At 45.3% G+C, this 11,501-nt stretch carries 7 protein-coding genes; 1 reads left to right on the top strand and 6 read right to left on the bottom strand.

The genetic code is table 11. The features are described from left to right. Positions 1–83: 83 nt before the first annotated feature. Positions 84–3,155, top strand: coding sequence for a beta-phosphoglucomutase (gene pgmB, locus ABF638_RS24345; RefSeq protein ID WP_435025503.1), 3,072 nt, complete (start codon positions 84–86; stop codon positions 3,153–3,155). On the opposite strand, the gene ABF638_RS24340 is transcribed toward pgmB, so the two are convergent. The 6 genes from ABF638_RS24340 to ABF638_RS24315 all read right to left on the bottom strand — a co-directional run bounded on the left by ABF638_RS24340 (position 3,152) and on the right by ABF638_RS24315 (position 11,488). Then, positions 3,152–3,604 (bottom strand): nitrate reductase associated protein, encoded by a 453-nt coding sequence (locus ABF638_RS24340; protein WP_435025502.1) that lies wholly within the window; start codon positions 3,602–3,604, stop codon positions 3,152–3,154. The genes pgmB and ABF638_RS24340 overlap by 4 nt on opposite strands. Before the next feature lie 89 nt (positions 3,605–3,693). Beyond that, positions 3,694–4,152, bottom strand: coding sequence for a phosphate-starvation-inducible PsiE family protein (locus ABF638_RS24335; protein WP_435025501.1), 459 nt, complete (start codon positions 4,150–4,152; stop codon positions 3,694–3,696). 295 nt (positions 4,153–4,447) lie between these two features. Next, entirely contained in the window at positions 4,448–6,670 is a 2,223-nt protein-coding gene (locus ABF638_RS24330) for a molybdopterin oxidoreductase family protein (RefSeq protein WP_435025500.1), read from the bottom strand. A 227-nt stretch (positions 6,671–6,897) separates the two neighbouring features. Then, positions 6,898–8,400, bottom strand: a complete 1,503-nt coding sequence (locus ABF638_RS24325; RefSeq protein ID WP_435025499.1) for a NarK family nitrate/nitrite MFS transporter — start codon at positions 8,398–8,400, stop codon at positions 6,898–6,900. Positions 8,401–8,578: 178 nt separating this feature from the next. Continuing rightward, the gene (locus tag ABF638_RS24320) at positions 8,579–9,418 is read right to left on the bottom strand and encodes a nitrate ABC transporter ATP-binding protein (RefSeq protein WP_435025498.1); all 840 of its coding nucleotides are present in this window, start codon (positions 9,416–9,418) and stop codon (positions 8,579–8,581) included. Positions 9,419–9,499: 81 nt separating this feature from the next. Continuing rightward, positions 9,500–11,488, bottom strand: coding sequence for a nitrate ABC transporter ATP-binding protein (locus ABF638_RS24315; protein ID WP_435025497.1), 1,989 nt, complete (start codon positions 11,486–11,488; stop codon positions 9,500–9,502). Positions 11,489–11,501 lie beyond the last annotated feature (13 nt).

The following is an 11,501-nucleotide window of genomic DNA, read 5'->3' as shown; positions in this document are numbered from 1 at the left end:
TTCATCCACCTCAGAACTCCGTTCATCCACCTCAGAACTCCGTTCATCCACCTCAAAAGCTCAAAATCCCCATTCCCCAACTTATGCACACAAAAGGTCGTTCTCGCCATTTTATCTACACAGATTGGATATTAATCGAAACCCAGTTTGACCCTGAGCAATTGCACTCTAAAGAAACCGTCTTTACAATCGGCAATGGATACCTGGGAACAAGGGGCTGTTTTGAGGAAGGTTATCCTCATGCATTGCCAGCTACTTTTATCCACGGTGTCTACGACGATGTGCCGGTGGTGTACACTGAACTGGTAAATTGCCCTGACTGGCTACCCTTGATAGTGATTGTGAATGGCGATCGCTTCCGTCTCGATCAAGGTGAGATATTGCGCTATGATCGCCAGCTTGATTTACGTCAGGGACTTCTCAGCCGTTCTTTACGTTGGCGCTCTCCTAGTGGAAACACTATAGACATTGGCTTTGAACGCTTTGCTAGTCTTGCAGATCCGCATGTGTTGGCGCTACGCTGCCATTTAACGCCAGTAGATTTTGATGGATCAATTGAAGTTCAAGCTAGTATCAATGGCTATCCAGAAAACCAGGGTTTCAATCACTGGGAAGGACTAGATCAAGGCAAAACCGACCAAGGAATCTGGTTGCAACGCCGCACCCGCAGTTCCCGAATTGAACTCTGTATGGCAGCTAAGGTGACAATATCGGGCACTGAAGCATCTTTACAAGTCAGTACCGCACCTGGTTATCCCACTTTAAGCACGACCTTTTTGGGTAAAGCGCAACAGACTGTAACTGTAGAAAAACTCGTGACAGTTTTCACCTCACGGGAGGTGGAAACACCAGTCCTAGCCGCTCAAGAAAAACTCGCGCAACTCCCAGACTACGCAACCTTATTAAAAGCCCATGAGCAGGCGTGGGATGAGGTTTGGCAGCAAAGTGACATCCTCATTGAGGGGGATAGCACAGCTACTTTTGCTGTTCGCTACAATCTATTTCAACTGCTGATTGCGGCTCCATGCCATGATGATCGGGTGAGCATTCCGGCGAAAACTCTTTCGGGGTTTGGCTATCGCGGTCATATTTTTTGGGATACAGAAATTTTTATGCTGCCCTTGTTTCTGTTTACCCAACCAGCGATCGCTCGTAATTTACTCAGTTACCGCTGGCACACCTTACCAGGAGCGCAACGCAAAGCAGCCCATTACGGATATAAAGGGGCAATGTTTGCCTGGGAAAGTGCTGTTACCGGAGATGAAGTAACACCACGTTGGGCACTCGAAAGTAATTTTTATGGTGAAGACGTGCGGATTTGGTGCCGCGATCGCGAAATTCATATCAATGCAGATATACCTTACGCCATTTGGAACTACTGGCAAGCCACTGGTGATGATGACTGGATGCAAAAGGTCGGCGCAGAGGTGATTTTGGATGCCGCTATCTTTTGGGGTAGCCGAGTCGAATTCAATTCTGAGCGCGAACAATACGAAATTCGGGGAGTGATTGGAGCGGATGAATACCATGAATTAGTCCACAACAACGCCTTTACAAACCGGATGGCGCAATGGCATCTAGAGAAAGCGATCGCAGTTTATGATTGGTTGACTGACAAATTTCCCGAACGAGCGACTGAACTAGAACAGAAACTAAAACTCACCTCTCAAGAGCGATCGCACTGGCAAGATATCATCGCCAAAATATTGTTTCTCTATGACCCATCAACAGAACTAATTGAGCAGTACGAGGGATTTTTTCAATTGGAAGATATCGATTTAGCAGATTATGAAGGGCGCGATCGATCCATGCAAGCTATCTTGGGTGTTGAGAAAATCAACAAATATCAAGTAATCAAGCAGCCAGATATCTTGATGCTGCTTTATTTAATGCGGGAATCAGCAGATTTTCCTTACAGCGAAAAAGCGTTGCAGACCAACTGGGACTACTACGCACCCCGCACGGATATTACCTATGGTTCGTCCCTTGGCCCAGCAGTTCACGCAATCTTAGCTTCAGATTTGAGCAAATCAATCGAAGCTTACGAACTGTTTATACGGGCGTTAATGGTGGATCTTGAAGATAACCGAGGTAACACCAGTGATGGAATTCACGGCGCTAGTGCTGGTGGCATTTGGCAAGCTGTAATTTTTGGGTTCGGCGGCATTCAACTAACCGAAAACGGGCCCGTAGCCAACCCCCATTTGCCCCCAGGCTGGACGCGCCTGAAGTTTAAACTGCACTGGCGCGGGAAATGGCACGACTTCGATCTGCATGGGGGATTGGGGACTGGGGACTGGGGACTGGGGACTGGGGACTGGGAGACAAGGGGACAAGGGGACAAAGGGAATAGCCAATCCTCAATCCTCAATTCCCAATCCCCAATTCCCAATTCCCAATCCCCAATCCCCAATCTCCAATCCCCAATCCCCAATTCCCAATTCCCAATCCCCAATCCCCAATCCCCAATCCCCAATCCCCAATCCCCCAACATCCAAGGATTCATCTTCGATCTAGATGGTGTACTAACAGATACAGCAGAACTTCACTATTTAGGTTGGAAAAAGCTAGCAGATGAAGAGGGTATACCGTTTAATCGGGAGGCTAACGAGGCGCTACGGGGTGTATCCCGTCGTGCTTCCCTCATGCTAATTCTTGGAGATAGGCTGTATTCGGAAGCACAAATCCAGGAGATGATGGAGCGGAAGAATCGCTACTATGTGGAATTGATCCAAAATATGACACCCCAGGATTTGTTGCCAGGTGCGATCGCCCTCTTGGATGAACTGCGGCAAGCTGGGATTAAAATCGGTATTGGTTCAGCTAGTAAAAATGCCCAGACTGTGATCGAGCGATTGGGCATTGCTGACAAAATAGATGCGATCGCTGATGGTTATAGTGTGCAGCAACCAAAGCCAGCACCCGACCTATTTCTATACGCAGCCAAGCAGCTAGGAATTGAACCAGAGCAATCTGTGGTTGTAGAAGATGCCGCTGCGGGCGTTGAGGCAGCTCTCGCAGCTGGCATGTGGGCAGTAGGACTTGGCCCCTTTGAACGAGTTGGAGCCGCTCATGTTGTCTTACCTAGCCTAGAAGGCATTACATGGGCAGACTTACGAGAGCAATTGAGTCGCGTTTCCAGACAAAAACATTAAAGCAGATGAAATTCTGCGATCGCTCTGGGAAAGTTTTTATTTTCATGTCCTGGCTGGCTGAGTTTAATCAAGGCAAAACGCTGTAAGGGCGTTAAAACTGCCCACTTTTGCTGTGTCAGGGTTACACCTATTTCTTGAGCTTTTTCTTGAACGCTAGGTGGTACATTAGCAGAGTCAAGCCATGCGGGATGAGGCTCGATGGGCAATTTTTTCGCTGGTATACCCGTGCGTTGTAAAATTAACTGCTGGATATGTTCGCGGTAAGACTGGATTTCCGTTTCTGTAGTGCAAGGTAATTCGGCTAAAGCTTGACGCTCGGCTGTAGTCATTTGATTCCAATCAGGCAATTTTAGCTTGATGCCACAAGTATCTAATTTGCAACGCACCTGCATAGGAATGCAACGCAGGGAATCAACAAAGTCTGCTTCAAATTCAAAGAAATCTGTCATTGTTCGGCAAACCTAAAGTTGATGGTGAATTGGGAATGGGGAATCTTTGTAACTTCTGCCTCCTGCCTCCTGCCTTCTGCCTCCTTCAATTAACTTGCATCTTTGGAATTACTGAGACGAATTATTAAATAACTAATTGATAAGGCAAGAATAGCTATCCCTAAACCAATTATATCAATACCTCCAACTTTTTCTAAGTCAAGAATAATAATTTTTCTGGCAACTGCTATTAAAGAAGTAACAATAACTAATTCAACCTGAAAAACGTGTTTTCGCAAATATGCTGTAATATTTTCTAAGATTTCTAAAGCAATTAAAATATTTAAAAATAAACCGAAAATTTTATATAGTGTTGTGTTAAACTTCCCATAAGGAACTGTAAATAACTCTTTAAAAATAAAGAATCCTAAATCTGCGATCGCTACCAAAATTACAACTACCATGAACAGAGATAGAGCTTTAGAAACTAGCACTTCTATGTTTTCAATAAAGTGCATGAAGTTCTCATCTTTGGTAGCTCCTAAAATTCGTCTCAGTAACTTTTTCATAATGCTGCACCCGATTCTAAAATAAAAGAAAATCCTATAGATAAATCTAGAGGATTAAAAAAAATGCCTTACCAATGCTTTATAAGTTTTTTATCTGTTTTTTTCTTTATCCATAGCTAAAATAGATGCTAGTAAAATCTTTATTAACTAGAGATTTAGCCTCTTTAGATATGGTAATTGGTAACAGTCAAAATTAGAGAGTCATAAAAAATAATAATAACTATTGAGTATTGATGATTGACAAAATAGCTTATTTCTGATTATAAATTAGCACTTTAGAGGTACACTTAGCAGCTTACCATTGTGAGGATTGGAGTTGATGATTTTTGATTGTGACTTCCACAGAAATTGGTATCAACTGTACCGCACAGGCTTTTAATTCTGGTTGCAGCGAATCGGGGCAAGATTCTGGATGGGTGAGGGCGTTAGCTTCGGCATTATCTGCCCACAGCGAACCCCAGTGCATGGGGACAAAAACTGTACCAGGCGCGATCGCTTTTGTGACTTTAGCAGGAAACTTCGCTTTACCCCGACGCGATCGCACTTCTACACTCTGATTATCTACAATACCTAACTTAGCAGCATCACGGGGATGAATTTCGATAAACGGTGCGGGATGCATTTTGCAAATTTTTTCAATTCGACCGGTGCGTGTCTGGGTATGCCAGTGTCCGTAAAGTCGTCCATTAGTTAGCACAAATGGATAATCTGGGTCTGGTGGTTCTGCCAATCCCTTTGAGTAATATGCCCCAAATCGAGCGCGTCCATCAGGAGTGTGAAAGCGCAAATCAGTATATAACCGCTTTCGAGAGATTTCTCCCCCTGCCTCCCCTGCCTCCCCTGCTCCTCTGCTCCCCCTGCTCTCTTCAGGATGAGGCCATTGAATCGGCCCTTCTAATTGTAATTGCGCGTGACTGATACCCGTCATATCGCAGGGGCGAGTTTTAGTTAGTTTGACAAACTCAGCATAAACTTCGGCAGAGTTAGCAAAGGCAAATTCTTTTTCAAAACCTAATCTCCGTCCAACTTCGGCAAAAATTTCCCAATCTGCTTTCGCTTCTCTTGGCGGTTGGCGGAATGCTTGACACAAAGTTACCACTCGTTCAGAGTTTGTCATTACACCAGTTTTTTCACCCCACTGGGCTGCTGGTAGCAAAACGTGAGCGTAGGCAGAGGTTTCTGTAGGATAATAGGCATCTTGGTAGATGGTAAAAGGCGATCGCAATAACGCCTTTTTCGTCCGCTCTAAATCTGGCATACTTACAGCTGGATTAGTAGCCGCAATCCACAGTAACCCTACAGCATCATTTTCCAACCCAGTAATCATATCCCAAACACTCATACCGGGATTGGGCGAAATTTGTCCCGGCTTGAGTCCCCAAAACTCCTCAACTTCTGCGCGGTGCTGGGGATTTTTCACCACCCGATAACCCGGTAATAAATGCGCCAAACCTCCGGCTTCTCTTCCTCCCATTGCGTTTGGCTGACCTGTGAGGGAAAAAGGGCCAGCGCCAGGTTTGCCAATCTGTCCAGTCATCAGGTGCAGGTTAATGATCGTTCTTACCTTGGCTGTTCCTTCCGAGGATTGATTCACACCCATTGACCATAAAGACAGTACCCGCTTCGATTCCCCCCAGTAGCGAGCTGCTGTTTCTAAATCTTCAATGCTGATTCCACATCGATGAGCTACTATTTCTGGGGGATAGTGGCGAATCACTTCCGCATAAGCCGGAAAGTTGCTAGTGCAGTCCTCCATGAACATGGTGTCGATGTAGTCCCAGCGCATCAACAAGTGAGCGATGCCGTTCAACAGGTCGATATCTGTACCGGGACGAATGGCTAAATGCAAGTCAGCGGCTTCTGCGGTTGGCGTGCGACGGGGATCAACCACAATCATCTTGACTTTGCGGTTCTTTTTGTGATACTTCTCCAGTCGGTTGAAAACGATGGGATGACATTCAGCCGTATTAGTGCCAATTAAAAATGCACAGTCAGTTAATTCCAAGTCTTCGTAACAGCAGGGCGGGCCATCTGAGCCAAAGCTTTGAATGTAGCCAGACACAGCACTAGACATACACAAACGTGAGTTAGCATCAAAATTATTAGTACCCAGACAGCCTTTCATGAGTTTCTGGGCTATGTAATAATCCTCAGTTTGAAACTGACCAGAACCATACATACATAAGGCTTCTGGGCCTTGAGTGAAGCGCACAGTTTGAATGCGCTGCGTGATGAGATCAAAAGCTTCATCCCAACTAACGCGGCGAAACTCTTGATCTAAAGAGTCTCGCACCATTGGGTAATGTAATCTATTTTTATCTAAAGATTCTGCGATCGTTGCACCTTTGACGCAAACCATTCCTTGACTAGATGGATGAGCTTTATCACCCCGCACCCGCCAAATTGGATTACCTTGGCTATCTCGATTAGTTGCTTTGTTATGTTGGGCTGGAGGTGAAACTTCTAAACCACAGCCAACACCACAGTAAGGACAAAGGGTTTTGGTAAATTCACTCATGGCGGTTGTATTATTTTTTTGTTTTGATTGTGCAACCTCAGATGTAGCGACTGTTTGAAAAGCGCAAGTTAATACAGCTTTGCGTAAAATCGTGGTGAATTGAGGGGTGAAATTTAAACGCAGAGGGGAGGCAGCGCGTTGCGGGGGTTCCCCCCGTTGTAGCGACTGCCGTCGCGCAAAGTTTGTTTGAGTCTATTCGCTACGAACTATAAGAATTTATGACAGGTTTATTCTTCTGCTAAAAAGTTAGGATTTTTAGTTGCGGTTTCTGGTGCTTCGCCTTCATAAGCAGCGGCAAAGGAACCTTTTGGTTCTTTGAGGAAGAAGGCACACATAAAAGCACAGACTAAAGCAGCTATACCCATCGTGGTAAATAGCGTTGGAGCGTCGGTTAAGCTAAAAATTGTCAGGTAAACTACGCCGCCAAAATTCCCGTAAGCTCCCACATTGCCGGCAATTTGTCCAGTGGCTTCCTTCTTAATCATGGGTACGATGCTGTAGGTTGCACCGCAGCCAGCTTGGGCAAAGTAAGCGGCAAACATTGTAACTGCGATCGCTAGCGGAATTGGCCAGCTACTATTAATAAAATGTGCTGTCAAATAACTAAAACCAATGCCAATACTGATAATTGTCATTGTCCATTTACGGGAACTAAATTTATCAGAAATTAAGCCACCACTGGGACGAGAAACCAAATTTAAGAAAGGGTAGGTAGCGGCAATCATTCCAGCGACAACATGCTCTAAAGCAAAGGTTTTTTCAAAAAATGCCGGGAGCATAGAAACAACTGCCAATTCGCTACCAAAGTTAGTGATGTAAGTGAATTCCAGTAAAGCTACTTGACCAAATTGGAAGCGTTCAGATGGAGCGTAAGTTTTTTTACCAGTTAGAAGTTCTCGGTTTACCTGCCAAGCTTGGTAACTTTGGTAAGCAAACAATCCTGCTAATAGCAACCAAGCCAGATACATTTGGCTCAAAGTCAAGAAGTGAATATTCTTTTGTTCTAAGCGCCAAGCTAATAAACCTAGAGCGAAAATCAAACCAAAATTTGAGGCAATCAGCGCCCAGAAGCTTTTGATACTAGTCACTTCTAGGGAACCATTTTTCTTAGGCTTCTTGTAGACTTTGCCAGTGGGTGTATCTTGAACGCTGTTGTAATAAATTACGCCGTAGATGGCTGTAATGATCCCTGTAAGTGCGATCGCAAATCGCCAGTTAGAAGCACCACCAGCAAAAAAGCTAGTAGAAACTGCAAGTATCGGCAAAGCGAACTCTGCGCCAAAAGCCCCAAAGTTGCCCCAACCGCCATAAATGCCTTGAGCAATTCCCATTTCCTTCGGCTGGAACCATTCCGCCACCATGCGGATACCCACAACAAACCCAGATCCGACAATTCCCATCAGCAAACGACTGATGACTAGTTGATTAAAATCTTGCGCTAACGCCGTCGCCAAACAAGGGACAACCGCAAACATTAGCAGCATAGAATAGGTGATTCTGGGGCCAAAACGATCCAGAAGCATCCCAATAATGAGCCGTGCAGGAATTGTAAGGGCCAGGTTACAGATGCCCAAAGTCTTGATTTGCTCAGGCGCTAAACTTAGTTCTTTGCCAATAGTTGTAGCGAAGGGAGCAAAGTTAAACCAACAGACAAAGGTGAGAAAGAAGGCAAACCAAGTTTGATGTAAAATGCGGTAGCGATCGCTGAATGAAAATAATCCTTTAAGCATTGCAATCTTCCTAATTGAAGAGGACGGTAGGGAAGCAGGGGGAGCAGGGGGAGCAGGGGAGGCAGGGGAGCAGGGGAGGCAGGGGAGGTAAGGGAAGAAAATAATTAGTGACCCTTGACTCTTGTAGAGACGCGATTAATCGCGTCTACTCTTGACAAATGACTCTGCAAAGCGGTAATTACTCGTCAGTGTGAGCAAATCGACGGAAGAGGAAGTCTAGAGCGTAGTTTCGCAGGTTGTAGTATTCCGGGTCTTCCATGATGCGGCGACGATTGCGGGGACGGGAGAAGGGAATATTCAGGATTTCGCCAATGTGAGCAGATGGGCCGTTAGTCATCATCACAACTCTGTCTGCGAGGAAAAGCGCTTCATCGATGTCATGAGTAATCATTAGTACGGTGACTTGATGTTCACGCCAGATTTCCAGGAGTTCTTCTTGTAATTCCTCTTTTGTGATGGCATCTAATGCCCCAAAAGGTTCATCGAGAATCAAAACTTGGGGACGGATGGAGAGGGCACGAGCGATCGCAACTCGCTGTTTCATCCCACCAGAAAGCTGATTGGGTTTTTTGTCAGCTGCTTCTGTGAGTCCCACCATTGCCAAATGTTCTCTGACGATCGCCCGTTTTTCTGCCTGGGGTTTTTTAGGAAACACCGAATCAACAGCGAGATAAACGTTATCAAAGACACTCAGCCAAGGCAGTAGACAATAATTTTGGAATACCATCATCCGGTCTGGGCCTGGTTCGGTGATGGGTTTGTCTTGCAGCAGGACAATACCATCGGTGGGAGTGTTAAACCCGGAAACCATGTTGAGCAGAGTTGATTTGCCGCAGCCAGAGTGACCGATTATGCAAACGAATTCGCCCTCGCGCACTTTCAGGTCAACTCCATCCAGTACGGTGTAAGGGCCTTCAGAAGTTGGATAAATTTTGCTTACACCTTCAATCACCAAAAAATTTTCTGCTTTTTTCGTTTGCTGTTGATTAATTTGGGTTTTGCTGTTTACTATTTGCATCGTAAGTTTATCTATGGGTAGTTTGTTATTTGTTCTTTGTCAGTCACAAATGACCAATGACTAATGACTAATGACCAATGACTAAAGAAATACTTCTTCAATACGTATTTGCCGTTTAATTTCCAAGCTTTTGAGATACTCTATCGGCTCTGATGGGTTAAAAACTTTCCCATCAAATAAGTGAACAGGGTCATCTTCTCCGATATCGAGTAAGCCGAGGTCGCGGGCAGCAGCACCAAATATGTCTGTGCGACAGACTCTTTCAATTACCTCCACCCAGTTTTTCGGGAAGGGTGTTAAACCCCAACGTGCCATCTGAGTGGCCATCCACAAAATTTCAGTGCGGTTGGGATAGTTGGTTTGATTGAGATAAAACTGGTTGTATGCTTTAAATTCTTGTGGTTCTGTACCATCGCCGCGATCGTAGCGATCGACGAAACCAGGACGAACATATACAGGATCTATGTCTAAGTACTCAGGACGGCAGATTATTTCTAAAATTTCTTCGCGGTTGCGGAAATCATCACAGTATTTACAAGCTTCTAACAGTGCTTTAAGCAGAGCAAGATAAGTTTCTGGATATTTCTGCGCCCAATCTTCCCGCACTCCCAAAACTTTTTTCGGCTGTCCTGACCAAATTTCTAAAGCTGTGGCGGCAACGAAGCCTAATTCTTGATGAACAGCAATATAATTCCAAGGTTCTCCAGCACAGTAACCGTCAATATTTCCGGCTTTGAGTTGAGAAACCATTTCCATTGGTGGAATCACTGTTAGGCTGACATCTTGATCGGGATCGATGCCACCAGCCGCCAGCCAATAACGCAGGATTAGGTTCACCATTGAAGTAGAGTGAGCTACACCCAAAGTTAGAATTTGGTCGGGAGCAGCGTTAATTGCTGTTTTTAAGCCAGCCAGATTTCTGACACCTTGGTTATACAATCTTTTGCTTAAGGTGATGGCGTTCGCATTGCGAGAGATATTTAGGGCATTGATTATAGGAATTGGTTTTTTACCACCAGCACCCAAAGTTAGGGCTAAGGGCATTCCCGCCAGCATTTGGGCTGCATCTAATTTGCCAGTAACAACCCCTTGAGCTATTTCCTTCCAGCTATTAGCACGAGTGAGGGTGATATTTTCTAAACCGTACTGGGCAAAGAAGCCTTTTTCTTGAGCAACGATTAAAGGTGCAGCATCAGTCAGAGGCATAAAGCCAATTTCTAGATTGACTTTTTCTAAGCCGTTGCGGGATATGGCTACTGGTGCTGAAGTCTGCTGTGCTTTGCGTTTCTTAACCAGCTTTTGTTGGTTGAGGAAGTAAATCATTTCATTCCGCAGACTGTAGTAGCTGGGATGTTTGACGACTTCCAAGCGTTGACGTGGGCGAGGGATAGGCACTTCGAGGATTTGCCCGATATGAGCTTCTGGGCCATTAGTGAGCATGACAACGCGATCGCTCAATAACAGCGCTTCATCTACGTCGTGTGTCACCATCACACAAGTAACGTTGTGTTCGTTGCAGATTTTCATCAGTTGCTCTTGCAAACTACCCCGTGTTAGGGCATCCAACGCCCCAAAGGGTTCGTCTAGCAGTAATAACTTGGGGCGGGTTGCTAGGGCGCGAGCGATCGCTACCCGTTGTTTCATTCCCCCAGATAACTCGCTAGGACGTTTATTCGCCGCCAGACGCAGCCCCACCATATCGATATGTTCTTCGATAATGCTTCTGCGATCGCCTTTGGGCTTACCCTTGTACACTTCATCCACAGCTAGGGCGATATTTTCCCGTACTGTTAACCAAGGCAGCAAAGAGTAGTTTTGAAACACAACCATCCGATCTGGGCTGGGTTCTCTAACTTCCCGCCCTTCCAAAGTCACACCGCCAACACTTGCTCTATCTAAACCTGCAATGATGTTGAGCAAAGTAGACTTACCACAACCAGAATGTCCAATTAGAGAAACAAATTCCCCTTGCTGGATTTTCAATTCAATGTTTTTTAGAGCAATATATTTGCCGCCATTCGGAAGTTCAAATACACGGTCAATGTGGTCAACTTCAACAAAAGTAGTCATTGGTCATTAGTCC

This window comes from Nostoc sp. CALU 1950, assembly GCF_051172895.1.
Taxonomy (GTDB): Bacteria; Cyanobacteriota; Cyanobacteriia; order Cyanobacteriales; family Nostocaceae; genus Nostoc; species Nostoc edaphicum_A.
Note: the sequence above shows the minus strand (reverse complement) of the source record. Positions and strands in the feature narration are given on the sequence as shown.

What these genes read in the sequence shown, in the direction of transcription:
- ABF638_RS24320 (WP_435025498.1), bottom strand. Translation starts at nt 9,418, where the DNA reads ATGCAAATAGTAAACAGCAAAACCCAAATTAATCAACAGCAAACGAAA.
- ABF638_RS24340 (WP_435025502.1), bottom strand. Translation starts at nt 3,604, where the DNA reads ATGACAGATTTCTTTGAATTTGAAGCAGACTTTGTTGATTCCCTGCGT.
- ABF638_RS24315 (WP_435025497.1), bottom strand. Translation starts at nt 11,488, where the DNA reads ATGACTACTTTTGTTGAAGTTGACCACATTGACCGTGTATTTGAACTT.
- pgmB (WP_435025503.1), top strand. Translation starts at nt 84, where the DNA reads ATGCACACAAAAGGTCGTTCTCGCCATTTTATCTACACAGATTGGATA.
- ABF638_RS24325 (WP_435025499.1), bottom strand. Translation starts at nt 8,400, where the DNA reads ATGCTTAAAGGATTATTTTCATTCAGCGATCGCTACCGCATTTTACAT.
- ABF638_RS24335 (WP_435025501.1), bottom strand. Translation starts at nt 4,152, where the DNA reads ATGAAAAAGTTACTGAGACGAATTTTAGGAGCTACCAAAGATGAGAAC.
- ABF638_RS24330 (WP_435025500.1), bottom strand. Translation starts at nt 6,670, where the DNA reads ATGAGTGAATTTACCAAAACCCTTTGTCCTTACTGTGGTGTTGGCTGT.